The 24,829-nt window shown below is 72.9% G+C and carries 23 protein-coding genes; 2 read left to right on the top strand and 21 right to left on the bottom strand.

Translation table 11 applies throughout. The annotated features are described in order from the left end of the window. Positions 1–106: 106 nt before the first annotated feature. The 3 genes from rpe to fmt form a co-directional block, all read right to left on the bottom strand. On the bottom strand, positions 107–790 hold the full coding sequence (gene rpe, locus DNK56_RS13860) for a ribulose-phosphate 3-epimerase (RefSeq protein ID WP_111333947.1): 684 nt from the start codon (positions 788–790) through the stop codon (positions 107–109). A gap of 114 nt (positions 791–904) precedes the next feature. Beyond that, positions 905–2,338, bottom strand: coding sequence for an RsmB/NOP family class I SAM-dependent RNA methyltransferase (locus DNK56_RS13855; protein WP_111333946.1), 1,434 nt, complete (start codon positions 2,336–2,338; stop codon positions 905–907). Between the two features lie 77 nt (positions 2,339–2,415). Then, entirely contained in the window at positions 2,416–3,348 is a 933-nt protein-coding gene (fmt, locus tag DNK56_RS13850) for a methionyl-tRNA formyltransferase (protein WP_111333945.1), read from the bottom strand. Positions 3,349–3,592: 244 nt separating this feature from the next. On the opposite strand from fmt, the gene DNK56_RS13845 reads away from it, so the two are divergent. Beyond that, positions 3,593–4,060 carry a hypothetical protein gene (locus DNK56_RS13845; protein ID WP_111333944.1) on the top strand — a complete coding sequence of 156 codons (468 nt, stop codon included), beginning with the start codon at positions 3,593–3,595 and terminating at the stop codon, positions 4,058–4,060. Positions 4,061–4,135: 75 nt separating this feature from the next. Here the strand turns inward: DNK56_RS13845 and DNK56_RS13840 are convergent, their stop codons facing one another. The 14 genes from DNK56_RS13840 to pyrR form a co-directional block, all read right to left on the bottom strand. Beyond that, positions 4,136–6,280, bottom strand: coding sequence for a primosomal protein N' (locus DNK56_RS13840; RefSeq protein WP_111333943.1), 2,145 nt, complete (start codon positions 6,278–6,280; stop codon positions 4,136–4,138). A 127-nt stretch (positions 6,281–6,407) separates the two neighbouring features. Beyond that, positions 6,408–7,631: a methionine adenosyltransferase gene (gene metK, locus DNK56_RS13835; protein ID WP_111333942.1), complete on the bottom strand. Its 1,224-nt coding sequence runs from the start codon at positions 7,629–7,631 to the stop codon at positions 6,408–6,410. A gap of 238 nt (positions 7,632–7,869) precedes the next feature. Beyond that, a complete protein-coding gene (gene coaBC, locus DNK56_RS13830) occupies positions 7,870–9,072 on the bottom strand; it encodes a bifunctional phosphopantothenoylcysteine decarboxylase/phosphopantothenate--cysteine ligase CoaBC (protein ID WP_111333941.1) in 1,203 nt (400 codons plus the stop codon). A 147-nt stretch (positions 9,073–9,219) separates the two neighbouring features. Beyond that, the gene (gene rpoZ, locus DNK56_RS13825; protein WP_003970369.1) at positions 9,220–9,492 is read right to left on the bottom strand and encodes a DNA-directed RNA polymerase subunit omega; all 273 of its coding nucleotides are present in this window, start codon (positions 9,490–9,492) and stop codon (positions 9,220–9,222) included. A gap of 45 nt (positions 9,493–9,537) precedes the next feature. Beyond that, on the bottom strand, positions 9,538–10,155 hold the full coding sequence (gmk, locus tag DNK56_RS13820) for a guanylate kinase (RefSeq protein WP_111333940.1): 618 nt from the start codon (positions 10,153–10,155) through the stop codon (positions 9,538–9,540). Between the two features lie 38 nt (positions 10,156–10,193). Next, entirely contained in the window at positions 10,194–10,517 is a 324-nt protein-coding gene (locus DNK56_RS13815) for an integration host factor (protein ID WP_018103912.1), read from the bottom strand. A 245-nt stretch (positions 10,518–10,762) separates the two neighbouring features. Continuing rightward, a complete protein-coding gene (gene pyrF / locus DNK56_RS13810) occupies positions 10,763–11,602 on the bottom strand; it encodes an orotidine-5'-phosphate decarboxylase (RefSeq protein ID WP_111333939.1) in 840 nt (279 codons plus the stop codon). Continuing rightward, positions 11,599–12,708: a quinone-dependent dihydroorotate dehydrogenase gene (locus tag DNK56_RS13805; protein WP_111333938.1), complete on the bottom strand. Its 1,110-nt coding sequence runs from the start codon at positions 12,706–12,708 to the stop codon at positions 11,599–11,601. Before DNK56_RS13805 ends, pyrF begins: the two co-directional genes overlap by 4 nt. A gap of 56 nt (positions 12,709–12,764) precedes the next feature. Further along, entirely contained in the window at positions 12,765–16,073 is a 3,309-nt protein-coding gene (gene carB, locus DNK56_RS13800) for a carbamoyl-phosphate synthase large subunit (protein WP_111333937.1), read from the bottom strand. Beyond that, on the bottom strand, positions 16,066–17,205 hold the full coding sequence (gene carA, locus DNK56_RS13795) for a glutamine-hydrolyzing carbamoyl-phosphate synthase small subunit (protein WP_111333936.1): 1,140 nt from the start codon (positions 17,203–17,205) through the stop codon (positions 16,066–16,068). The genes carB and carA overlap by 8 nt, the downstream gene beginning before the upstream one ends. Further along, positions 17,202–17,789, bottom strand: coding sequence for a PH-like domain-containing protein (locus DNK56_RS13790; RefSeq protein WP_111333935.1), 588 nt, complete (start codon positions 17,787–17,789; stop codon positions 17,202–17,204). The genes carA and DNK56_RS13790 overlap by 4 nt, the downstream gene beginning before the upstream one ends. Then, complete coding sequence (locus DNK56_RS13785) at positions 17,786–19,072, bottom strand: dihydroorotase (protein ID WP_111333934.1); 1,287 nt, start codon at positions 19,070–19,072, stop codon at positions 17,786–17,788. Before DNK56_RS13785 ends, DNK56_RS13790 begins: the two co-directional genes overlap by 4 nt. 2 nt (positions 19,073–19,074) lie before the next feature. Next, positions 19,075–20,073 carry an aspartate carbamoyltransferase catalytic subunit gene (locus tag DNK56_RS13780; RefSeq protein ID WP_111333933.1) on the bottom strand — a complete coding sequence of 333 codons (999 nt, stop codon included), beginning with the start codon at positions 20,071–20,073 and terminating at the stop codon, positions 19,075–19,077. Between the two features lie 87 nt (positions 20,074–20,160). Beyond that, the gene (gene pyrR / locus DNK56_RS13775) at positions 20,161–20,745 is read right to left on the bottom strand and encodes a bifunctional pyr operon transcriptional regulator/uracil phosphoribosyltransferase PyrR (protein WP_111333932.1); all 585 of its coding nucleotides are present in this window, start codon (positions 20,743–20,745) and stop codon (positions 20,161–20,163) included. A 221-nt stretch (positions 20,746–20,966) separates the two neighbouring features. Here pyrR and bldD point away from each other — a divergent pair, with 221 nt between their 5' ends. Further along, a complete protein-coding gene (gene bldD / locus DNK56_RS13770; RefSeq protein WP_018103903.1) occupies positions 20,967–21,467 on the top strand; it encodes a transcriptional regulator BldD in 501 nt (166 codons plus the stop codon). A gap of 156 nt (positions 21,468–21,623) precedes the next feature. On the opposite strand, the gene nusB is transcribed toward bldD, so the two are convergent. The 4 genes from nusB to DNK56_RS13745 all read right to left on the bottom strand — a co-directional run bounded on the left by nusB (position 21,624) and on the right by DNK56_RS13745 (position 24,714). Next, positions 21,624–22,055 carry a transcription antitermination factor NusB gene (nusB, locus tag DNK56_RS13760; protein WP_111333930.1) on the bottom strand — a complete coding sequence of 144 codons (432 nt, stop codon included), beginning with the start codon at positions 22,053–22,055 and terminating at the stop codon, positions 21,624–21,626. Between the two features lie 2 nt (positions 22,056–22,057). Continuing rightward, the gene (efp, locus tag DNK56_RS13755) at positions 22,058–22,624 is read right to left on the bottom strand and encodes an elongation factor P (protein ID WP_111333929.1); all 567 of its coding nucleotides are present in this window, start codon (positions 22,622–22,624) and stop codon (positions 22,058–22,060) included. Between the two features lie 51 nt (positions 22,625–22,675). Next, the gene (locus tag DNK56_RS13750) at positions 22,676–23,782 is read right to left on the bottom strand and encodes an aminopeptidase P family protein (RefSeq protein WP_111333928.1); all 1,107 of its coding nucleotides are present in this window, start codon (positions 23,780–23,782) and stop codon (positions 22,676–22,678) included. Between the two features lie 83 nt (positions 23,783–23,865). After that, positions 23,866–24,714, bottom strand: a complete 849-nt coding sequence (locus DNK56_RS13745; protein ID WP_111333927.1) for a Pro-rich N-terminal domain-containing protein — start codon at positions 24,712–24,714, stop codon at positions 23,866–23,868. Positions 24,715–24,829: the final 115 nt, after the last annotated feature.

The following is a 24,829-nucleotide window of genomic DNA, read 5'->3' as shown; positions in this document are numbered from 1 at the left end:
GTCGTTCATCCTGTCAGATACGACGATCCCTGACCGGTCCCGTCGGACCCCGTTCATCTGCTCTTGGCCCGGACGACTCCTGTGCCCGTGTCCGCGCCGCGGGGGCTCAGTGCGCGCAGCCCCAGCCGGCCGCCCCGATGGCTCCCTCGGCCTTGGCCCGCAGGGACCGCACGGCGGCGGCCGGGTCGGCGGCGTTGTAGACGGCGGAGCCGGCCACGAAGACGTCGGCGCCCGCCTCGGCGCAGCGCTCGATGGTCGACTCGGAGACCCCGCCGTCCACCTGGAGCCACAGGTCGAGGCCGTGCTTGGAGATCAGTTCACGGGTGCGCCGGATCTTGGGCAGCATGATGTCCAGGAACGCCTGGCCGCCGAAGCCCGGTTCCACGGTCATGATCAGCAGCATGTCGAGCTCGGGGAGCAGGTCCTCGTACGGCTCGACGGGCGTCGCCGGCTTGAGCGCCATGGAGGCGCGGGCGCCCTTGGCGCGGATCTCGCGCGCCAGCCGGACGGGGGCCGCGGCGGCCTCGGCGTGGAAGGTGACCGACCCGGCCCCGGCCTCGACGTACTGGGGCGCCCAGCGGTCCGCGTCCTCGATCATGAGGTGGCAGTCCAGCGGCGTGTCCGTGGCCCTGCTGAGCGATTCCACGATCGGAACGCCGAGGGTCAGATTGGGCACGAAGTGGTTGTCCATGACGTCGACATGGAGCCAGTCGGCGCCTTCGACGGCCTTCGCCTCGTCGGCGAGGCGCGCGAAGTCGGCGGAGAGAATACTCGGGTTGATCTGGGCCATGGGCCAAGACTGCCATGTTCTGCGTCACTTCCCCGCCCCGGTGCGCTCCAAAGCCTCACAGGATCATTACGGTTCGAGCAAGAGCGGTGTTCCGCCCCGGCGCGGGGGGCGCGGTCAGCCGGTACGGCGCAGCAGCGCGAGGTACATGGCGTCGGTGCCGTGCAGATGCGGCCAGAGCTGGACGTCGGGCCCGTCGCCGAGCGCGGGCACACCGGGCAGCAGCGGGCGGGCGTCGATCCATTCCGCCTCGACGGGCGCGCCGCCGCGGCCCTTGAGCACGTCCTCGACGACGACCCGGGTCTCGGCGAGGTGCGGCGAGCAGGTGGCGTAGCCGACGACGCCGCCGACGCGGACGGCCTTGATCGCCTCGCGCAGCAGCCCGCGCTGGAGGGGCGCGAAGCCCTCCAGGTCCTCGGGGCGGCGGCGCCAGCGGGCCTCCGGACGGCGGCGCAGGGCGCCGAGGCCGGAGCAGGGCACGTCCACCAGGACCCGGTCGAAGGTGCCGGGGAGCCACGGCGGGCGGGTGCCGTCGGCGGTGACCACCTGGTACGGGCCGGGGTTGCCGGTCAGCGCGCGCTCCACGAGGCGGGCGCGGTGCGGCTGGCGCTCGGCGGCGAGCAGGGCGGCGCCGCGTCCGGCGGCGAGGGCGGCGAGCAGGGCCGCCTTGCCGCCGGGGCCCGCGCAGCCGTCCAGCCAGCGGGCGTCGGTGCCCTCCAGCGGGGCGGCGGCGAGCGCGGCGGCGACGAGCTGGCTGCCCTCGTCCTGGACCCCGGCCCGGCCCTCGCGCACGGCGGTCAGGGCGCCGGGCTCGCCGCCCTCGGCCATGCGCACGGCGTAGGGCGACCAGCGGCCGGGCAGCGCGCTGTCCTCGCCCAGCTCGGCGGTGAGCTCGGCGGTGGTGGAGCGGCCGGGGCGGGCGACCAGGGTGACCTCGGGGCGTTCGTTGTCCGCTTCGAGCAGGTCCTCGATGCCGGCGCGGCCGCCGCCGAGCGCGTCCCAGAGCGCGGAGACGACCCAGCGGGGGTGGGAGTGGACGACCGCGAGGTGGTCCTCGGCGTCGTCCTCGTAGGAGGGGGCCACCTTCGCCACCCAGCCGTCGAGGTCGTCGGCGGACACCTTGCGCAGGACGGCGTTGACGAACTTGGCGCGTCCCTCCCCCAGCACCACCCGGGCCAGCTCCACGCTCGCGGAGACCGCCGCGTGGGTGGGGATACGGGTGCCGAGCAGCTGGTGCACGCCCATGTTCAGCACGTCCAGGACCGGCGGGTCCACCTCGCGCAGCGGCCGGTCGATGCAGGCGGCGACGATCGCGTCGTACGTGCCCTGGCGGCGCAGCGTGCCGTAGACCAGCTCGGTGGCCAGGGCCGCGTCGCGGTGGTCGAAGTCGCCCTTGGCGCGGGCCTTCCTCAGCAGCGGGGGCAGGACGAGGTTCGCGTACGCGTCGCGCTCGTCGACCGCCCGCAGGACCTCGAAGGCGAGGAAGCGGACCGGGTCCTTCTTCGGGCGGCGGTGCGGCTTGGCGGGACGGCGACGCGGCTGGTCGTTCACAGTGAAAGGTGCTCCGCTGGCGGTGAGGAAACGAACCCTCCCAGCCTACGTCCCCGCCCGCCGCGGGCCGGCCGGTCTCAGCTGCCCAGCAGCTCGCCGGGGACGAGGCGGACGCCGCGCGCCCAGTCGGCGGCGCGCATCGGCTTCTTGCCCTGCGGCTGCACCCAGAGCAGCTCCACCGCGTGCGACCCGGTGCCCACGAACACGTTGTTCTTACCGGCCGACAGCTCGCCGGGCGCCAGCTCGGACCGGTCCACGGCGGGGGTGGCCTGGACGAGCTTGAGCCGCTCGCCCCGGAACAGCGTCCAGGCGCCGGGGGCCGGGGTGCAGGCGCGGACGACCCGGTCCACCCGCAGCGCGGGCGCCGACCACTGGACCTGGGCGTCCTCCACGGTGATCTTGGGGGCGAGGGTGACGCCGTCGGCCGGCTGGGGCACGGCGTGCAGGGTGCCGTCCTCGATGCCGTCCATGGTCGCGGCGAGCAGCCCGGCCCCGGCGAACGCCAGCCGGGTCAGCAGGTCGCCGCTGGTGTCGGTGGGCCGGACCTCCTCGGTCAGGACGCCGTAGACGGGCCCGGAGTCGAGCCCCTCCTCGATGAGGAAGGTGGAGGCACCGGTCACCTCGTCGCCGGCCATCACGGAATGCTGCACGGGGGCGGCGCCGCGCCAGGCGGGCAGCAGCGAGAAGTGCAGGTTGACCCAGCCCCTGGCCGGAATGTCGAGCGCCACCTTGGGCAGCAGCGCGCCGTAGGCGACGACCGGGCAGCAGTCCGGGGCGATCTCCCGCAGCCGGGCGAGGAAGTCCTCGTCCCTCGGCCTCGCGGGCTTCAGCACCTCGATCCCGGCCTCCTCGGCGCGCTGGGCGACCGGGCTGGCCACCAGCCGCCTGCCGCGCCCGGCGGGCGCGTCGGGCCTGGTCACGACGGCGGCCACCTCGTGGCGGCCGGAGGCGATCAGGGCGTCCAGGGCGGGAACGGCTACCTCGGGGGTGCCGGCGAAGACGAGCTTCATGGGTGGCTGACTGCCTCTCAGGCCGGACTCTCAGGCCGAAACGTTACGGTGACGAGCGACGCACCAGTCTAGGCGGTGTCTTGGACGGGGGGCGTACGCGTCCTCGCGCGCCCCTCGCACGTGCTCATACGCCCCCCGAGCGTGACCAGATCCACAGGTGCGGCGTTGGTCAAGAGAGATTGACCGAAGCGAGCCGCCCTGGTGCGGCCCGATCCCTTTCAACGCCGGTTCGAGAGGCTTCTTCATGGCCGACCACGCAACCCACGACGCCCAAGCGAGGGCCAGTCTGCATCTTCTGGTGCGGGACATCGAGCGGGTCCGGCGGCAGGTGGACGCGCTGCGCACGCTCACCGCCCAACTGGGCAACGTCTACCGCCCGCGCCGCTCCGGCCCCTCCGCGGGCTTCGTCGTCTACGGCAGGGCCCCCGCCCCCACGGTCAGACTGGCCCAGGAACTGCGGGACAGCGTCGAGACGCTGGTCACGGCGGCCGTGGACTTCGACCGCTCGCTGGGCTTCTCCTGGGACGCGGTGGGCTCCGCGCTCGGGGTCACCAAGCAGGCCGTCCACCGCCGGTACGGGGCGCGGCGGGCCTCGCAGGCGGCCGCGGAGCCGGAGGTGGTCCCGCAACGCGGCCCCGCCGTCCCCGCCGCGCGCACGCCCCAGCCCCCCACGGACCGCCCCAGCCCCTTCCCGGGCCCCCGCAACGGCTGACGGCATCCGGCCGGGTCCATCACGACCCGGCCCGCCCGGCGTCCCAGGTCCACGCGCCGGGCGGGCCGGCCCGTCTCAGCCGATGTCCACCGGGTCCACCCGGACCCGCACCGCGCCCGCGCCCCCTCCGGCGCCCCGCGCGATCCGTGCCGCGCGCAGCGCCGCCGCCAGCGCGGCCCCGCTCCCCGGCGGCACCCGGATCAGCGCCCGCTCCCAGCTCTCCCCCGGCGGTGCCTCGAAGGACCGCCGCGGCCGCCCCGGCTGCGCGGCGGGCACCGGCACCGGGCCCAGCACCTCCGCGTCCTGCGGCAGCCCGGCCAGCGCCAGGAACGCGGCCAGCGCCTCCGGAGCCCCCGTCACCGAAGCCATCCGGGACACCGGCGGAAAGCCCAGCTCGGCCCGCTCCGCCAGCTCCCGCCGGGCGTGCCCGACCGGGTCCCAGCGGACCAGCGCCTGCACGGGCCGCAGCGTCGGCTCGGCGACCACGACCACCGTGCCGCCCTCGGGCCGGCCCCGGACCAGCGCGGCGGCGGCCGTCCAGCGGCGCAGGGCCTCCTCGGCGGCGCGCAGATCGGGCCGGCCGACCATCGCCCAGCCGTCCAGCAGCAGCGCCGCCGCGTAGCCGCCCTCGGCGACCGGCTCGGCGCCCGGTGTGGAGACGACGAGCGCGGGCCGGTCCGGCACCGCGTCCAGGACGTGGTCGCGCCCGGAGGTCCGCACCGGCACCGCCGGGAACGCCCGGCCCAGCTCCTCCGCCGTGCGCCGGGCCCCCACGACCTGGGCGCGCAGCCGCCGCCCGCCGCAGGCCACGCAGTGCCAGGACGTCTCGGCCCGCCCGCACCAGGCGCAGTTCAGGTCCCGTTCGTCGGGCGCCTCCAGAGGGCCCGCGCACTGCCGGCACCGGGCGGGCTCCCGGCAGCGCTCGCAGGCGAGCCGGGGGGCGTAACCCCGCCGGGGCACCTGGACCAGCACCGGGCCGGTGCGCAGCCCGTCGCGGACGGTCTGCCAGGCGAGGCTGGGCAGCCGCGCGGCCCGCGCCGCCCCGTCCCGCGCCAGCTCGCCGTCGCCCACGGTGCGGATCACGGGCGCCGCGGCCCGCAGCTGCTCCCGCCCGGCGCGCAGCGGCAGCGCCCAGCCGCTCTCGACGAGCTGCGCGGCCTCGACCGTACAGCTGAGGGAGCCGAGCAGGAACGCGCAGCGGCCGTGCGTGGCCCGCAGTTCCAGGACCTCGCGGACATGGGGGAAGGGGGCGCGGTCGTCGCTGTGGCTGGAGTCGCCGTCGTCCCAGACGACGACGAGCCCGAGGTCGGTGACGGGCGCGAACATCGCGGCCCTGGTCCCCACGACGGCCCGGACGGAGCCGCGCCGCACGGCGAGCCATTCCCGGTAGCGCCTGCCCGGTCCGGAGCCGGCCGTCAGCAGGGCGTGCCGGCCCTCTCCGAGGAGCGCGGTGAGCGCGGCGTCGACCCGTGCGGCGGAGCGGCCGTCGGGGACGACGACGAGAGCGCCGCGCCCGGCGGAGAGGGTGGCGGCGACGGCCGTCGCGATCTCGGCCGGCCAGTGCGGTCCGGGCAGCGCGGTCCACACGGCCCTGGGGGCGCCCCCGCCGGCCAGCGCGGACAGGAACGCGGGCCCCTGTTCGTACCGCTCCCAGGTGCCGGGGGCGGGGCGGGCGGGGGCGGGCAGGGGGGCGGGGGACGGCCGGGACTCGGCCTGCGCGTTCCTCGGCGGGACGGCGAGCTGGAGGACGTCGGCGAGGCTGCCCGCGTACCGGTCGGCGACGGCGCGGGCGAGGGCGAGCAGTCCGGGGCCGAGGACGGGCTCCGGGGAGACGACGGAGGCGAGCGCGGCCAGCGCCCCGTTGTAGTCGGACCGGGCCAGCCGTTCGACGAGGAAGCCGTCGACGAGCCCGCCGCCCTCGCGCCGGCCGCCGCGCACATTGCGGCCCCCGGCGCCGAACCGGACCCGTACCCGCACACCGGGCTGGGCGTCGGCGTCCAGCCCGGCGGGGACCGCGTAGTCGAAGTACTGGTCGAGGTGGAGCGCCCCCTTGTTGACCAGGACGCGGGCGACGGGCAGCTCGTCGGCGAGCGCGGCCCCGCGCCAGGTGCGCGGTTTGGCGCGCGGCGCCTTGGCCCGGCGCACGGTCTCCCGGATCAGCGCGAGCTGTTCCGGCTCCCCCGCGCCGGATTCGCCGGACCGCTCGTTCTCGCTGCTCACAGCTCCATCCCTACCAGACGCCTCGGACAGCGGCGCCCGTCCTCCGCCATGGCCCCCGTACCGCGACGCGCCGGAGCCCGGACGCCGTGACGGCGTCCGGGCTCCGGTGTGGGACTGCCTGGCCGTCCTACAGACCGGCGGCGGCGCGCAGGGCGTCCACCCGGTCCGTGCGCTCCCAGGTGAAGTCCGGCAGCTCACGGCCGAAGTGGCCGTAGGCGGCGGTCTGGGAGTAGATCGGGCGCAGCAGGTCGAGGTCGCGGATGATCGCGGCCGGGCGGAGGTCGAAGACCTCGCCGATGGCGTGCTCGATCTTCTCGGTCTCGACCGCGGCGGTGCCGAAGGTCTCGACGAAGAGGCCCACCGGCTCGGCCTTGCCGATCGCGTACGCGACCTGGACCTCGCAGCGGGCGGCGAGCCCGGCGGCGACGACGTTCTTGGCGACCCAGCGCATGGCGTACGCGGCGGAGCGGTCCACCTTCGACGGGTCCTTGCCGGAGAAGGCGCCGCCGCCGTGGCGGGCCATGCCCCCGTAGGTGTCGATGATGATCTTGCGGCCGGTCAGGCCCGCGTCGCCCATCGGGCCGCCGATCTCGAAGCGGCCGGTCGGGTTGACGAGGAGGCGGTAGCCCTCGGTTTCGAGCTTGATGCCGTCCTCGATGAGCTGGGACAGCACGTGCTCGACGACGAACTCGCGGATGTCGGGCGCGAGCAGCGAGTCGAGGTCGATGTCGCTGGCGTGCTGCGAGGAGACGACGACGGTGTCGAGGCGGATGGCCTTGTCGCCGTCGTACTCGATGGTGACCTGGGTCTTGCCGTCGGGGCGCAGGTACGGGATGGTCCCGTTCTTGCGGACCTCGGACAGCCGGCGCGAGAGCCGGTGCGCGAGGTGGATCGGCAGCGGCATCAGCTCCGGGGTCTCGTCGCAGGCGTAGCCGAACATCAGGCCCTGGTCGCCGGCGCCCTGCTTGTCGAGTTCGTCTTCCCGGTCCCTCTGGGAGGCACCCTCGACCCGCTTCTCGTACGCGGTGTCGACGCCCTGCGCGATGTCCGGGGACTGCGCGCCGATGGACACCGAGACGCCGCAGGAGGCGCCGTCGAAGCCCTTCTTGGAGGAGTCGTAGCCGATCTCCAGGACCTTGTTGCGGACCAGCGTCGGAATGTCGGCGTAGGCCTTGGTCGTGACCTCTCCGGCGACGTGCACCAGACCGGTGGTGATCAGGGTCTCGACGGCGACGCGGGAGGAGGGGTCCTCCCGCAGGAGCGCGTCGAGGATGGTGTCGCTGATCTGGTCGGCGATCTTGTCGGGGTGGCCCTCGGTCACGGACTCCGAGGTGAAGAGACGGCGGGACACATCGCTCCCTGGGGTTGCAGCGGCTGCTGGCTGATCATTGGCCGGGCCGTCCGGGAGCTGCGCCCGGCACGGTCCGGCTTGCAGTTTATCGGTCGGCCCCGGCCGCCGGACACCGTGTCTCGCCCTTTGACCGACCTGTGACGTGTTCCACCCAGGTCGAAGTGCCCCGGAAGCCCGCCGTCCGCAGGCCCCGGCCGGGTCGCGCGGCTCCGGGCCGCCCCGGCGTGTCACCGGAAATTCATCCGAGGCGGGCGGCCACCAGGTCCCACACGACGTCGGCGAGCGCTTCCTTGGGGCCGTGGGGCACCGGCGTCTCGGTGCCGTCGGCGGCGAGCACCACGGCCTCGTTCTCCTCGGAGCCGAAGGTCTTGCGCTCCCCCACCTCGTTGACCACCAGCAGGTCGCAGCCCTTGCGGCGGAGCTTCTCGCGGCCGTGGGCGAGGACGTCGTCGGTCTCGGCGGCGAATCCGACGACGAGCTGTCCGGGCACGGCGCGGTCGGCGGCGACCTCGGCGAGGATGTCCGGATTGCGGACGAGCGCGAGGGGGGCCGGTTCCCTGCCGTCCTTCTTCTTGATCTTACCGGTGGCGTATTCGGCAGGCCGGAAATCGGCGACCGCGGCCGCCATGACGACGACGTCGGCGTCCCGTGCCGCCTCGATCACGGCCTCGCGCAGCTGGGTCGCGGTCCCCACGCGCACGATGTCGGCGCCGGACGGGTCGGGCAGTCCGGTGTTGGCCTCGACGAGCGTGACGCGGGCGCCCCGGGCGACGGCGGTGCGGGCGAGGGCGTAGCCCTGCTTGCCGGAGGAGCGGTTGCCGAGGAAGCGGACGGGGTCGAGGGGTTCGCGCGTCCCGCCGGCGCTGATGACCACGTGCCGGCCGGTGAGGTCGGGGGCGGCCGCGCCGCGGGCGAGGACGCGGCGGCAGACCTCGTAGATCTCGCCCGGATCGGGGAGCCGGCCCTTGCCGGTGTCCACGCCGGTGAGCCGGCCCACGGCGGGCTCGATGACGACGGCGCCCCGGCGGCGCAGCGTGGCGACGTTCTCGCGGGTGGCCGGGTGCTCCCACATCTCGGTGTGCATGGCCGGGGCGAAGACGACCGGGCAGCGGGCGGTGAGCAGGGTGTTGGTGAGCAGGTCGTCGGCGAGGCCGTGGGCTGCCTTGGCCAGCAGGTCGGCGGTGGCCGGGGCGACGACGACGAGGTCGGCGTGCTGGCCGATCCGGACGTGCGGCACCTCGTGGACGTCGTTCCAGACCTCGGTGGAGACGGGGTGGCCGGAGAGCGCCGACCAGGTGGCCGCGCCGACGAAGTTCAGGGCGGACGCGGTGGGGACGACCCGTACGTCGTGGCCGGACTCGGTCAGCCGGCGCAGCAGCTCGCACGCCTTGTACGCGGCGATGCCGCCGCTGACCCCCAGAACGACCTTCGGCTTGTCCACTGCGTCTCCCCGCACTCGGTTACGCACCCGGCGTACGTACACCCCCATGCTGCCTCACGGGTGCGGGCACCGGCCGGTCGGCCCGGGACACACCGCGGGCCCGGCGGGGATGCCGCCGGGCCCGTGGTGAAGACGCGTCGTCGCCGCTTACTGCGCGGGGCCCTCGATGGCCTCGGACGTGAGCAGGCCGGCGTTGATCTCGCGGAGCGCGATCGAGAGCGGCTTCTCGTGCACGTGGGTGTCGACGAGCGGACCGACGTATTCGAGAAGGCCCTCACCGAGCTGCGAGTAGTACGCGTTGATCTGGCGCGCGCGCTTGGCGGCGTAGATCACGAGGCTGTACTTCGAGTCGGTTGCCTCAAGGAGCTCATCAATCGGCGGGTTGATGATGCCCTCGGGCGTGGTGATGGAAGAGGACACGCTCTGCCTTCCGAAGGGGGTGGAGATCAAGAGCCGGGCGGTGGGTCACTCGCCGCCGGGCCGGTGGCCGGAAGCCTCCAGCATCAAGGCTAGCAGCTCACGTGCCACGTCCTCGACGGAGGTGTTGACGAGCGTCGTGTCGAACTCCGATTCGGCGGCCAGCTCGACCTTGGCGGCGCCGAGCCGGCGTTCGATCACCTCGGGCGCCTCGGTCCCCCGGCCGGTGAGCCGACGCACCAGCTCCTCCCAGCTCGGCGGGGCGAGGAAGACCAGCTGCGCGTCCGCCATGGACTGGCGGACCAGCCGGGCGCCCTGGAGGTCGATCTCCAGGAGCACCGGCTCCCCCGCCTCCAGCCGCTCCTGCACGGCGCGGCGCGGCGTGCCGTAGCGGTTGCCGGCGAACTCGGCCCACTCCAGCAGCTCACCGTTGGCGATCAGCTTGTCGAACTCCTCGTCGTCCACGAAGAAGTAGTGGACGCCGTTGCGTTCGCCGGGGCGCGGCTTGCGGGTCGTCGCCGACACCGACAGCCACACCTCGGGGTGAACCTTGCGCATATGTGCGACGACCGTGCTCTTGCCGACCCCCGAGGGGCCGGAGAGCACGGTCAGCCGCGGACGTACGTCCGGGGGTACGGGGGACGCCCCCCGCGATGTTGCAGCCATGGAGCGATTATCCAGGTTCTCAGGAGTGCCTGAGAACGTCAGGCGGCGGTGCCGCCGAACTCGCGCTCCAGGGATGCGATCTGGTTGGAGCCCAGACCCCGCACGCGGCGGCTCTCGGAGATGCCGAGCCGCTCCATGATCTGCTTGGCACGGACCTTGCCCACGCCGGGCAGGGACTCCAGCAGGGCCGAGACCTTCATCTTGCCGATGACGTCGTTCTCCTGGCCCGACTTGATGACCTCGTGGAGGGAGGCGCCGGAGTGCTTGAGTCGATTCTTGACCTCGGCCCGCTCCCGGCGAGCCGCGGCGGCCTTTTCGAGCGCGGCTGCGCGCTGTTCAGGGGTAAGGGGCGGAAGAGCCACGCCTACGTCACCTCGGATGTCGATCTGTCGGATACGGACCGGTGAGGCGACTGGAGCGCCCCTCACCTGGTGAGCCGCGAACACCCCGTGCGCGTCGGCTCTCGACGGAGACTAGCGGCCAAGGCCGCCGGAGTCAGCGAGAACAGACGAAAAGTCCTGGTCAGCCTCAGCCGACCAGGACTTTTCAGGCATAACGACCGACTTTTTTGGTCAGGATTTCGTCAACACGGTGTGAAGGGGCACACTCAGCGGTCCGAGACGGCCGTCCGGACCTCGTCCGCGAACCGCCCTGCCGCGTCGCGCAGCCCCGCCATGTCCGGGCCGTGGCGCAGCACGCCCCGGCTCACGCTGGGCACCACATTGCCCACCGCGTCCCCGAAGACGCCCGGCAGGTCCGCCGGGGTCGCCCCCTGCGCGCCGATCCCCGGCGCGAGCAGCGGGCCGTTGATCGCCAGGTCCACGCCCGCGTCGCCCAGCGTGGCCCCGACCACCGCGCCGACCGAGCCGAGCGGGGCGGCGCCCGCGTTCTCGGCGGCCATGTGGTCGAGCATCAGCTGGGCCAGCGGACGGCCGTCGGCGGCGGTGGCGCGCTGCACCTCGGCGCCCTCCGGGTTGGAGGTCAGCGCGAGGACGAAGACGCCGGCGCCGGAGATCGCCGCCGCGTCGAGCGCCGGGCGCAGTGAGCCGAAGCCGAGGTAGGGCGAGACGGTGACCGCGTCCGAGAACAGCGGCGAGTCCTTGTCCAGGTAGGTCACCGCGTAGGCGCCCATGGTGGAGCCGATGTCGCCGCGTTTGGCGTCCATCAGGACCAGGGCGCCGGCCGCGCGGGCCTCCTCGACGGCCTTCTCCAGGACCGCGATGCCGCGTGAGCCGAAGCGCTCGAAGAACGCGGACTGCGGCTTGAGCACGGCGACCCGGTCGGCCAGCGCCTCGACGACGGTCCGGGTGAACCGCTCCAGGCCGGCGATGTCGTCGTTCAGCCCCCAGGCGGTGAGCAGCGAGGCGTGCGGGTCGATGCCGACGCAGAGCGGGCCTCGGGTGTCCATGGCGTGGCGCAGCCGGGCGCCGAAGGGTTCCGGGGTCATTTCGCTGCCTTCCGGCTTTCCGCGCCGACGGCGTCGGCGAGCGTGGCGTACGGGGAGGCGGCCAGGCGCGCGGCCAGGCCCTTGTGGATGGCGCGGGCGTAGAAGGGGCCCTCGTAGATGAAGGCGCTGTAGCCCTGGACGAGCGTCGCCCCGGCGAGGATGCGCTGCCAGGCGTCCTCGGCGTTCTCGATGCCGCCGACGCCCACCAGGGTGATCCGGTCGCCCACGCGGCGGTGGAGGCGGCCGAGGACCTCCAGGGAGCGCGCCTTGAGGGGGGCGCCGGACAGTCCGCCGGTCTCCTTCACCAGCGCGGGCGGGGACGTCAGGCCCAGGCCCGCGCGGGCGATGGTGGTGTTGGTGGCGATGATGCCGTCCAGGCCGAGTTCGACGGCGAGGTCGGCGACGGCGTCCACGTCCTCGTCGGCGAGGTCCGGGGCGATCTTGACCAGCAGCGGGACACGGCGGTGGGTGACGGTCCGGTCGGCGGCCTCGCGCACGGCGGTGAGCAGCGGGCGAAGCGACTCGGTGGCCTGGAGGTTGCGCAGGCCGGGGGTGTTGGGCGAGGAGACGTTGACGACGAGGTAGTCGGCGTGGGCGGCGAGGCGCTCGGTGGACTTCACGTAGTCGGCGGCGGCGTCGGCCTCGGCGACGACCTTGGTCTTGCCGATGTTGACGCCCACGGTGGTGCGGAAGACCGGGTTGCGGGCGGCGAGCCGGGCGGCGACGGCGGCGGAGCCCTCGTTGTTGAAGCCCATGCGGTTGATCAGCGCGCGGTCCGCCACCAGGCGGAACAGCCGCCGCTTCGGGTTGCCGGGCTGCGGTTCGCCGGTGACGGTGCCGATCTCGACGTGGTCGAAGCCGAGCATCGCCATGCCGTCGATCGCGACCGCGTTCTTGTCGAAGCCGGCGGCGAGGCCGAAGGGGCCGTGCATCCGCAGGCCCAGGGCCTCGGTGCGCAGCTCCTCGTACCGGGGGGCGAGGGCGGCGGCGAGGAAGGTGCGCAGCACGGGGACGCGGGCGGCGAGGCGAATCCAGCGGAAGGCCAGGTGGTGGGCGCGCTCGGGGTCCATGCGCTTGAAGACCAGCTGGAAGAAGAACTTGTACATCACGGTGTCCTCATGGAGAGGGGGACACCGTTTCCGGTGTCCCCCTTGTGGGCTTCTCAGTCGCGGGCCGCGGTCAGGTGTTCCGCGTGTTCCTGGAGCGAACGGACGCCGACGTCTCCGTTGTTGAGGGCGTCGATGCCCTGGACGGCCGCGGCGAGCGCCTGGACCGTGGTCAGGCAGGGCACGGACCGGGCGACGGCCGCGGTGCGGATCTCGTAGCCGTCGAGCCGGCCGCCGGTCCCGTAGGGGGTGTTGACGATGAGGTCCACCCCGCCCTCGTGGATCAGCTGGACGATGGTCTTCTCGCCGTTGGGGCCCTCGCCCTCGGACTGCTTGCGCACGACCGTGGCGTTGATGCCGTTGCGCTTGAGGACCTCGGCGGTGCCGGAGGTGGCCAGCAGCTCGAAGCCGTGGGCGACCAGCTCGCGGGCCGGGAAGATCATCGAGCGCTTGTCCCGGTTGGCCACCGAGATGAAGGCGCGGCCCTTGGTCGGCAGCGGCCCGTAGGCGCCGGCCTGCGACTTGGCGTAGGCGGTGCCGAAGACCGAGTCGATGCCCATGACCTCGCCGGTGGAGCGCATCTCCGGACCGAGGATGGTGTCGACGCCGCGGCCGTGGATGTCGCGGAAGCGCGACCACGGCATGACGGCCTCCTTGACGGAGATCGGCGCGTCCAGCGGCAGGGTGCCGCCGTCGCCGGTCTTCGGCAGCAGGCCCTCCTCGCGCAGCTCGGCGACGGTCGCGCCCAGCGAGATGCGGGCGGCGGCCTTGGCGAGCGGGACCGCGGTCGCCTTCGAGGTGAAGGGCACGGTCCGCGAGGCGCGCGGGTTGGCCTCCAGGACGTAGAGGATGTCGCCGGAGAGCGCGAACTGGATGTTGATCAGGCCGCGGACGCCGACGCCCTTGGCGATGGCCTCCGTGGAGGCGCGCAGCCGCTTGATGTCGTGGCCGCCGAGGGTGATCGGGGGCAGCGCGCAGGCGGAGTCGCCGGAGTGGATGCCGGCCTCCTCGATGTGCTCCATGACGCCGCCGAGGTACAGCTCGGTGCCGTCGTAGAGGGCGTCCACGTCGATCTCGATGGCGTCGTCGAGGAAGCGGTCGACCAGGACCGGCCGGGTGGGGCTGATCTCGGTGGACTCGGAGATGTACGCCGAGAGCCGGGTCTCGTCGTACACGATCTCCATGCCGCGCCCGCCGAGCACGTACGAGGGGCGTACGAGGACGGGGTAGCCGATCTCGTCGGCGATCTCCTTGGCCTCGGTGAAGGTGGTGGCGGTGCCGTGCTTGGGGGCGGGCAGTCCGGCCTCGGCCAGGACGCGGCCGAAGGCGCCGCGGTCCTCGGCGGCGTGGATGGCCTCCGGCGGGGTGCCGACGACGGGCACGCCGTTGTCCTTGAGGGCCTGCGAGAGGCCCAGCGGGGTCTGGCCGCCGAGCTGCACGATGACGCCGGCGATCGGACCCGCCAGCGATTCGGCGTGCACGATCTCCAGCACGTCCTCCAGGGTGAGCGGCTCGAAGTAGAGGCGGTCGGAGGTGTCGTAGTCGGTGGAGACCGTCTCCGGGTTGCAGTTGACCATCACGGTCTCGTAGCCGGCGTCGCTGAGCGCGAAGGAGGCGTGGACGCAGGAGTAGTCGAACTCGATGCCCTGGCCGATGCGGTTGGGGCCGGAGCCCAGGATGATCACCGCGGGGCGGGTGCGGGGCGCGACCTCGCTCTCCTCGTCGTAGGAGGAGTAGAAGTACGGCGTTTTCGCGGCGAACTCGGCGGCGCAGGTGTCGACCGTCTTGTAGACCGGGCGGATGCCGAGCGAGTGGCGGACCTCGCGGACGACGTCCTCGCGCAGGCCGCGGATCTCGGCGATCTGGACGTCCGAGAAGCCGTGCCGCTTGGCCTCGCCCAGCAGCTCGGGCCCGAGCTTGTCGGCGGCGGCCAGCTCGTCGGCGATCTCCTTGATGAGGAAGAGCTGGTCCACGAACCAGGGGTCGATCTTCGTGGCGTCGAAGACCTCCTCCTGGGTGGCGCCGGCCCGGATCGCCTGCATGACGGCGTTGACCCGGCCGTCGGTCGGGCGGACGGCGGCGGCCAGCAGCTCGGCCTTGTCGCCGGGGTCGCCGGTGAAGGTGAACTGCGAGCCCTTCTTCTCCAGCGAGCGCAGGGCCTTCTGGAGGGCCTCGGTGAAGTTCCGGCCGATGGCCATGGCCTCGCCCACCGACTTCATGGTGGTGGTGAGGGTGGAGTCGGCGGAGGGGAACTTCTCGAAGGCGAAGCGCGGTGCCTTGACGACGACGTAGTCGAGGGTCGGCTCGAAGGAGGCCGGGGTCTTCTCGGTGATGTCGTTGGGGATCTCGTCGAGCGTGTAGCCGACGGCCAGCTTGGCGGCGATCTTGGCGATCGGGAAGCCGGTGGCCTTGGAGGCGAGCGCCGAGGAGCGGGAGACGCGCGGGTTCATCTCGATGACGATGACGCGGCCGTCGGACGGGTCGATGGCGAACTGGATGTTGCAGCCGCCGGTGTCGACGCCGACCTCGCGGATGATCGCGATGCCGATGTCGCGCAGCCGCTGGTACTCGCGGTCGGTGAGGGTCATCGCCGGGGCGACGGTGATCGAGTCACCGGTGTGGACGCCCATCGGGTCGAAGTTCTCGATGGAGCAGACGACCACGACGTTGTCGTTGCGGTCGCGCATCAGTTCCAGCTCGTACTCCTTCCAGCCGAGGATGGACTCCTCCAGGAGCACCTCGGTGGTCGGGGAGAGCGTGAGGCCCTGGCCCGCGATGCGGCGCAGCTCGTCCTCGTCGTGGGCGAAACCGGAGCCGGCGCCGCCCATGGTGAAGGAGGGGCGGACGACGACGGGGTAGCCGCCGAGGGTCTCCACACCGGCCAGGACGTCGTCCATGGAGTGGCAGATGACCGAGCGGGCGGACTCGCCGTAGCCGATCTTCTCCTTGACGGCCTCCACGACGCCCTTGAAGAGGTCGCGGTCCTCGCCCTTGTTGATGGCCTCGACGTTGGCGCCGATGAGCTCGACGCCGTACTTGTCGAGGACACCGTTCTCGTGCATGGAGATCGCGGTGTTGAGCGCGGTCTGGCCGCCCAGGGTGGGCAGGAGCGCGTCGGGGCGCTCCTTGGCGATGATCTTCTCGACGAACTCGGGGGTGATCGGCTCGACATAGGTGGCGTCGGCGATCTCCGGGTCGGTCATGATCGTCGCCGGGTTGGAGTTCACCAGGATGACGCGCAGGCCCTCGGCCTTGAGCACGCGGCACGCCTGGGTGCCGGAGTAGTCGAACTCGGCGGCCTGCCCGATGACGATCGGGCCGGAGCCGATGACCAGGACGGACTGGATATCGGAGCGCTTAGGCACGCTGGCCCTCCATCAGGGAGACGAAACGGTCGAAGAGGTACGCGGCGTCGTGCGGGCCGGCGGCCGCCTCGGGGTGGTACTGGACGCTGAAGGCCGGTCGGTCGAGCAGCTGGAGGCCCTCCACCACGTTGTCGTTGAGGCAGACGTGGGAGACCTCGGCGCGGCCGTAGGCGGTGTCGGAGACCTTGTCGAGGGGGGCGTCGACGGCGAAGCCGTGGTTGTGCGCGGTGACCTCGACCTTGCCGGTCGAGCGGTCCTGCACGGGCTGGTTGATGCCGCGGTGGCCGTACTTCAGCTTGTAGGTGCCGAAGCCGAGCGCGCGGCCCAGGATCTGGTTGCCGAAGCAGATCCCGAAGAGCGGGGTGCCCCGGTCCAGGACGCCCCGCATGAGGGCGACGGGGTGGTCGGCGGTGGCCGGGTCGCCGGGGCCGTTGGAGAAGAAGACGCCGTCCGGGGCGACGGCGTAGATCTCGTCCAGGGTGGCGGTGGCGGGCAGCACGTGCACCTCGATGCCGCGCTCGGCCATCCGGTGCGGGGTCATGCCCTTGATGCCGAGGTCGATCGCGGCGACGGTGAACTTCTTGGTGCCGGCCGCGGGGACGACGTAGGTCTCCTTGGTGGCGACCTCGGCGGAGAGGTCGGCGCCCTTCATCTCGGGGGCCTGCCGCACGCGGTCGAGCATCGCGGTGTCGTCGGTGACGGCGGCGCCGGAGAAGATGCCGACGCGCATGGCGCCGCGCTCGCGCAGGTGGCGGGTGAGGGCGCGGGTGTCGATGCCGCTGATGCCGACGACGCCCTGGTCGGCCAGTTCCTGGTCGAGGGTGCGGCGGGAGCGCCAGTTGGAGGGGGTGCGGGCGGGGTCGCGGACGACGTAGCCGGAGACCCAGATCCGCTGGGACTCGGGGTCCTCGTCGTTGACGCCGGTGTTGCCGACGTGCGGGGCGGTCATCACGACGACCTGGCGGTGGTACGAGGGGTCGGTCAGCGTCTCCTGGTAGCCGGTCATGCCGGTGGAGAAGACCGCCTCGCCGAAGGTCTCCCCCACAGCCCCGTAGGCACGGCCGCGGAAGGTGCGGCCGTCCTCCAGGACGAGTACGGCGGGAGCCTGGGCTCCCCGAGTGGAGGTCGTCATCGTGCGATGCCTTCCGTAGTGCTGGTGAGGTGGTTGACGGCGTCGACCCACGCGGGGTGTTCGGCCGCGTGGTCGGAGCGGAATCCGGAGTCGATCAGCTGGTCGCCGAGCGCCCAGGTGACGACGAGGAGGCCGCCCTCGGGCAGGACCTTGCCCGCCAGTGCCTTCTCGGTGCGGGCGCCGCGCAGGTCGGCGGCGGGGACGAAGAAGCCGGCCGCGCCGGGCCTGACGACGTCGAGGCCCTCGGCGGTGAGGGTCAGCTCGACGCGGCTGCGGGTGCCGAGGCCGTGGGCCACGATCCGGTCGAGCCACTGCCCGGCGGTGGTCGAGGCGTGGTAGCGGCCGGTGAGCGTGAGCGGCTTCTCGCCGTCCGCGGAGCCGTCCGCGAAGCCGTCGGGGGTGCTCGCCGGGGCGGGCAGGTCCGACTGGAGGTTGCCGCGCCACTTCCAGCCCTGGCGCATCAGCCAGTAGACGAACACGACGAGGACGACGAGTCCGATCACCCAGCTGATCCGTGCGGACCAGTCGGTCACTTCCGCCGACTTCTGCTCGGCGGCCAGTTGGTACAGGGTCTGTGTTGTCACGCGAGCTTCCCGTCGACGACCGTGGCACGGCCCCGCAGGAAGGTGTGGGTCACTCGGCCCGGCAGCTCGCGCCCCTCGTACGGGGTGTTGCGGCTGCGGGAGGCGAAGCCCGCGGGGTCCACGGTTCCACGGTATGCCGGATCGACCAGGGTGAGGTTGGCGGGCTCACCCGCCGAGACGGGGCGGCCGTGTCCTTCGAGCCGTCCGATGGCCGCGGGGCGGGCCGACATGCGGTCGGCGACGCCGGCCCAGTCGAGCAGCCCGGTCTCCACCATCGTCTGCTGGACGACGGAGAGCGCGGTCTCCAGGCCCACCATGCCCATGGCGGCGGCGGCCCACTCGCAGTCCTTGTCCTCGTGCGGGTGCGGGGCGTGGTCGGTGGCGACGCAGTCGATGGTGCCGTCTGCGAGGGCCTCGCGCAGGGCCAGCACGTCGGCCTCGGTGCGCAGCGGCGGGTTGACCTTGTAGACCGGGTTGTAGGAGCGGACCAGCTCGTCGGTGAGGAGGAGGTGGTGCGGGGTGACCTCGGCGGTGACGTTCCAGCCCTTGGACTTGGCCCAGCGCACGATCTCGACGGAGCCGGCGGTGGACAGGTGGCAGATGTGCACCCGGGAGCCGACGTGGGCGGCGAGCAGGACGTCGCGGGCGATGATCGACTCCTCGGCGACGGCGGGCCAGCCGCCGAGGCCCAGCTCGGCCGAGACGATGCCCTCGTTCATCTGGGCGCCCTCGGTGAGGCGGGGCTCCTGGGCGTGCTGGGCGACGACGCCGTCGAACGCCTTCACGTACTCCAGGGCGCGGCGCATGATGACCGCGTCGTCGACGCACTTGCCGTCGTCGGAGAAGACCTTCACTCCGGCGGCGGAGTCGTGCATGGCGCCCAGCTCGGCGAGCTGCTTGCCCTCCAGGCCGACGGTGACGGCGCCCACGGGCTGCACGTCGCAGTAGCCGGACTCCCTGCCGAGCCGCCAGACCTGCTCGACGACGCCGGCGGTGTCGGCGACCGGGAAGGTGTTGGCCATGGCGTGCACGGCGGTGAAGCCGCCGGCCGCGGCGGCCTTGGTGCCGGTGAGGACGGTCTCGGAGTCCTCGCGGCCGGGCTCGCGCAGGTGGGTGTGCAGGTCGACGAGGCCGGGCAGCAGGACCTGGCCGGCCGCCTCGATCACGGTGGCGTCGCCGGCGTCGAGGCCGGTGCCGACCTCGGCGATGGTCTCGCCGTCGATGAGGACGTCCTGCGGGTCGCCGCCGAGTACCTTCGCGCCGCGGATAAGGATCTTGCTCATGGTTACTTGTTCTCCTCGGTACGGGCGGCGGGGGCGGGGGCGGCGGCCTGGGCGGCCGGCTCGTAGCCGCCCAGCAGCAGGTAGAGCACGGCCATGCGGATGGAGACGCCGTTGGCGACCTGCTCGACCACCGTGCAGCGGTCGGAGTCGGCGACCTCGGCGGTGATCTCCATGCCGCGGACCATCGGGCCGGGGTGCATGACGACGGCGTGCTCGGGCATCCTCGCCATGCGCTCGCCGTCCAGGCCGTAGCGGCGCGAGTACTCGCGCTCGGTCGGGAAGTAGGCGGCGTTCATCCGCTCACGCTGCACACGCAGCATCATCACAGCGTCGGACTGGGGCAGCACCTCGTCGAGGCCGTAGCTGACCTCGCAGGGCCAGCGCTCGACGCCGACCGGGACCAGGGTCGGCGGGGCCACCAGGGTGACGTGGGCGCCGAGCGTGTTCAGCAGGTGGACGTTGGAGCGGGCGACGCGGCTGTGCAGGATGTCGCCGACGATGGTGATCCGGCGGCCTTCGAGGTCCTTGCCGAGCCCGGTGTCGGCGCCGACGAGCCGGCGGCGCATCGTGAAGGCGTCCAGCAGGGCCTGGGTGGGGTGCTCGTGGGTGCCGTCGCCCGCGTTGACGACCGCGCCGTCGATCCATCCGGAGGTGGCCAGCCGGTACGGGGCGCCGGAGGCGCCGTGGCGGATGACGACGGCGTCGGCGCCCATGGCCTCCAGGGTCAGGGCGGTGTCCTTGAGGGATTCGCCCTTGGAGACGGACGAGCCCTTCGCGGAGAAGTTGATGACGTCGGCGGACAGCCGCTTGGCGGCCGCCTCGAAGGAGATGCGGGTCCGGGTCGAGTCCTCGAAGAAGAGGTTGACGACGGTCCGGCCGCGCAGGGTCGGGAGTTTCTTGATCGGCCGGTCGGCGACCCGGGCCATCTCCTCGGCGGTGTCGAGGATCAGGACGGCGTCGTCGCGGGTGAGGTCGGCGGCCGAGATGAGGTGACGCTTCATCTGGGTGTTCTCCGGGTGGCTGGAGTTTTCAGGCATGCGGGCGCGCGGAAGCCGCCGTACGGCGGGCGGGGCCGTACGGGTGGGTGGCTAGCGCTCGACCGCTGAGGCGTCCTGCTCGACCCCGAGCAGCACGGCGTCGCGGCCGTCCTCCTCGGCGAGCTGGACCTTGACCGTCTCCCGCAGCGACGTGGGGAGGTTCTTGCCGACGTAGTCGGCGCGGATCGGCAGTTCGCGGTGGCCGCGGTCCACCAGGACCGCGAGCTGCACCGCGCGGGGCCGGCCGATGTCGCCCAGTGCGTCGAGGGCGGCGCGGATCGTGCGGCCGGAGAAGAGGACGTCGTCGACGAGGACGACCAGGCGGCCCTCGATGCCCTCGCCGGGGATCTCGGTGCGGGCCAGGGCGCGCGCGGGGCGCAGCCGGAGGTCGTCGCGGTACATCGTGATGTCGAGGGAGCCGACCGGGATCGTGCGGCCGGTGATCTCTTCGAGCTTGGCGGCGAGCCTGCGGGCGAGGAAGACGCCGCGGGTCGGGATGCCGAGGAGCACCACGTCGTCGGCGCCCTTGGCGCGTTCGACGATCTCGTGGGCGATGCGGGTGAGCACCCGTGCGAGGTCGGGGGCCTCCAGAACGGGGCGGGCCGCGTTGCCGGTGGCGTCGTGCTGTGCGTCCATAAGAAACGGACCTCCTTCTCCGCCTCACGGGACGGACCTTAAAGGACGTCGGATGTGCGTCTACCACGCTACCAGGGCCCGCGGCCGGACCCTTCCCCGCCCCCGGGGAAAGCCGGTACGGACCATCTCAGCTTGACGCGACCAAGTAACGCTGCGTAACCTCACAGTGAGTTACCAGCCACGCGGCGCAGCCGCGTACGTTCCAGCGTCCGGGGAGCCATATGTCCAGCGAATACGCAAAGCAGCTCGGGGCCAAGCTCCGTGCCATCCGCACCCAGCAGGGCCTCTCCCTCCACGGCGTGGAGGAGAAGTCCCAGGGCCGCTGGAAGGCCGTCGTGGTCGGTTCGTACGAGCGCGGCGACCGTGCCGTGACCGTACAGCGCCTTGCCGAGCTGGCGGACTTCTACGGTGTCCCGGTCCAGGAGCTCCTGCCGGGCACGACGCCGGGCGGCGCCGCCGAGCCGCCGCCGAAGCTCGTGCTCCAGCTGGAGCGCCTGGCGCACGTGCCGCCGGAGAAGGCGGGCCCGCTCCAGCGCTACGCGGCCACGATCCAGAGCCAGCGCGGCGACTACAACGGCAAGGTGCTGTCGATCCGCCAGGACGACCTGCGCACGCTGGCCGTGATCTACGACCAGTCGCCTTCCGTGCTGACGGAGCAGCTGATCAGCTGGGGCGTGCTGGACGCGGACGCGCGCCGTGCCGTCGCCCACGACGAGGGCTGATCCGCCCCCTTCGGGAGAAACGTGCCGCCGGGCCGGCGGGGCCCCTCACGGGTGCCTCGCCGGCCCGTTCGCGTGGGCGGAAGGCATGCCGCACATGCCGAAGGGCCCACGGCCGGGTGGCCGTGGGCCCTTCGTGGGCGGAATGCCGCCGGGGTGTCACTGCTCCCGGCGGAGATTCGGCTTGAGGTCCTTGAAACGGGCCAGCAGGCCGTTCACGAAGGACGGGGAGTCGTCGGTCGAGAACTCCTTGGCGATCTGCACCGCCTCGTCGATCACGACCGCGTCCGGGGTGGCGTCCACCCAGATCAGCTCGTAGGCGCCGAGCCGCAGGATGTTCCGGTCGGCGACCGGCATGCGGTCGAGGTCCCAGCCCTCGGAGTACGTGACGATGAGGTCGTCGATGCGGTCCGCGTACTGCGCGTACCCCTCGACCAGCTCCATCGTGTACTCGGTGACCGGCGGCTGACGGGTGTCGGAGCGCGAGTGCCGCACCCAGTCCGCGAGGACCGTCAGCACGGACGCACCGCGCTGGTCGGCCTCGAAGAGGATCTGGAAGGCGCGCTTGCGGGCCGTGTTACGGGCAGCCACGACTACTTGTTCACCCGGCTGAGGTACTCGCCGGAGCGGGTGTCGACCTTGATCTTCTCACCCGTGGTGATGAAGAGCGGGACACCGATCTCGTAACCGGTCTCCAGGGTGGCGGGCTTGGTGCCGCCGGTGGAGCGGTCGCCCTGGACGCCCGGCTCCGTGTGCTGGATGGTCAGCTCGACGGCGGCCGGCAGCTCGACGTAGAGCACCTCGCCCTCGTGCTGGGCGACGGTGGCGGTGAAGCCCTCGACGAGGAAGTTGGCGGCGTCGCCGACGGTCTTGCGCTCGATCATCAGCTGGTCGTACGTGTCCATGTCCATGAAGACGAAGTACTCGCCGTCCATGTACGAGAACTGCATGTCGCGCCGGTCGACGGTGGCCGTCTCGACCTTGATGCCTGCGTTGAAGGTCTTGTCGACGACCTTGCCGGAGAGCACGTTCTTGAGCTTGGTGCGCACGAAGGCCGGGCCCTTGCCGGGCTTGACGTGCTGGAACTCGACGACGGACCAGAGCTGGCCCCCGTCGAGCTTGAGCACCAGGCCGTTCTTGAGGTCGTTCGTGGAAGCCACGGTTGCGGAATCTCCTGGACTGAAGCTGGTGGAACGACCGAGGGACACGCGCTACAGCGCGAGCAGCTCCTTGGTCGTAATGGTGAGTAGCTCGGGTCCGCCGTCCGCCTCGGGGCGCACGACGAGCGTGTCATCGATCCGGACCCCGCCCCGACCGGGGAGGTGGACCCCCGGCTCGACAGTGACCGGCACACAAGCGTCCAGTTTACCCATGGACGCGGGTGCCAACTGCGGGTCCTCATCGATTTCGAGCCCCACCCCGTGGCCCGTGGAGGGGGCGAGGCCCTCTCCGTAGCCCGCGGAGTCCAGGAGATGGCGGGCGGCCCGGTCCACGTCACGGTACTCGGCGCCGGGCAGCAGGGCCTCGCGGCCGGCCCGCTGAGCGGCGAAAACGAGCTCGTACAGTTCGATCTGCCAATCGGCGGGGGCCGTGCCGATGACGAAGGTCCGGCCGATCTCGCAGCGGTAGCCGCGGTAGTTGGCGCCCAGGCAGACCGAGAGGAAATCCCCCTCCTCCACCCGCCGGTCGGTGGGCCGGTGGCGGCCCCGGCCGGAGTTCGGGCCGGTGGCGACGGAGGTGGCGAAGGCGGGCCCGTCGGCGCCGTGGTCCACCAGCCGGCGCTCCAGTTCCAGCGCCAGGTGACGTTCGGTGCGGCCGACGAGGATGGATTCGAGAAGTTCGCCCAGCGCCTGGTCGGTGATCTCGGCCGCGATCCGCAGACAGCCGATCTCCTCCTCGTCCTTCACGACGCGCAACTGCTCCACGGTGGCGCCCAGGTCGGTCAGCCGCAGCTTCGGCGCGACGGAGGCCATGGCCCGGTGCCGGGCGACGGTCAGGTAGTGCTCCTCGACGGCCAGCGACCGGGCACCGCCGGTCGCGGCCAGCTCCGCCGCCGCGACCACCGGATCGGCGCCGGCCACCGGCAGCGGGTCCACCCTCAGCTGCTCGTCGGGCCGTCCGTCCGCCGGGTCACCGGTCGGCGGGCGCGGGCACAGCAGGACGTCCTCGCCGGGGCCGAGCAGCAGGACCGCGCCCGGCGGCGCTCCCCCGGCGAGGTAGCGGACGTTGGCGGGGCGGGAGACCAGGGCGGCCGCGGCTCCGACAGCGGCGCAGCGGTCGCGGAGCAGCCCGCGTCGGACGGCGTACACCTCTGACATGCGTCGAGCGTACGAGCGGGGCGGCGGGCCCGCCCGGCGGGCGCATCCGACCGGGGGGGCCGCGCCGGGGCCGCGGCCGGGGATCACCAGGACGGAGGGCTGGCCAGGGAGCGGGCGAGTATGTCGTCCAGGACCCTGGCGGTGGTCTCCACGTCGTACGCCGAGTTGTCGATGATCGGCAGTCCGGAGCCGTACCAGCCGGCCATCCGGCCGTGGATGCGGGCCACCTCCTCGTCGGAGAGGCGGCGGTTGCCGCTGCGCTTGGCGTTGCGCTCCAGGACGATCTCCAGGCCGGGCAGCAGCACGACGGGCAGCAGGCCGGGGCCGACGTGGCGCTTCCAGCCGCCGAGGCCGACGACGGGCCGGTCGGGGAAGACGGCGTCGTCCAGGATGCAGGAGATACCGTTGGCCAGGAAGTTGCGGGCGGCGAAGCCGCAGGTGCGGCGGGCCAGGCGGTACTGGGCCTCGGACTGGTCGTTCCAGCCGGACTGCGGGTCGGCGAAGCCGGAGCAGACCCACTCGCGGACGTCGTCCAGGCTGACGTGGGCGGTGGGCACCCGGCGGCGGGCCGCCCAGAGCCGGGCCACGGTGGTCTTCCCGGCGCCCGCGGGGCCGATCAGGAGCACGGCGAGGGTCGCGTTGCCCGTGCCGGGTCCGGCGGGCGGGGCGGGCAGCGGCACGGGCCGGCCGGGCGGCAGCTGGACGTGTCCGGTGGTCTCGCGGGGGGCCGGGGCGCGGTGCGGCGCGGGTCCGGTCCAGCCGCCGGGGCCCTGCGGCACGGGCGGGCCGGCGGGCGGGGGGCCCGGATGCGCGGCGGGCGGGTGCGGCGGCGGGACCGGCGCACCGGGATGCGGGCCGGGGTGCGGCGGGCCGGCGGGACCGTGTCCGGGACCTCGGGGCGGAGGCAGCGGGGCCCCCACTGCGTGCTGCATCCGGTGCGACTCCGTCTCGTACAGGCAACTGGCGCTGGTGCAACGGCAACGGTACCTTCCCCGGCCGCCACTGGGACAACGGCCGGGGAGGGCCCGAAGTGCCCCGAGGTGCCTC

The organism is Streptomyces sp. AC1-42W (genome assembly GCF_003248355.1).
Lineage (GTDB): Bacteria > Actinomycetota > Actinomycetes > Streptomycetales > Streptomycetaceae > Streptomyces.
The sequence above is the reverse complement of the archived record's forward strand: the minus strand, read 5'-3'. Positions and strand labels throughout refer to the sequence as shown.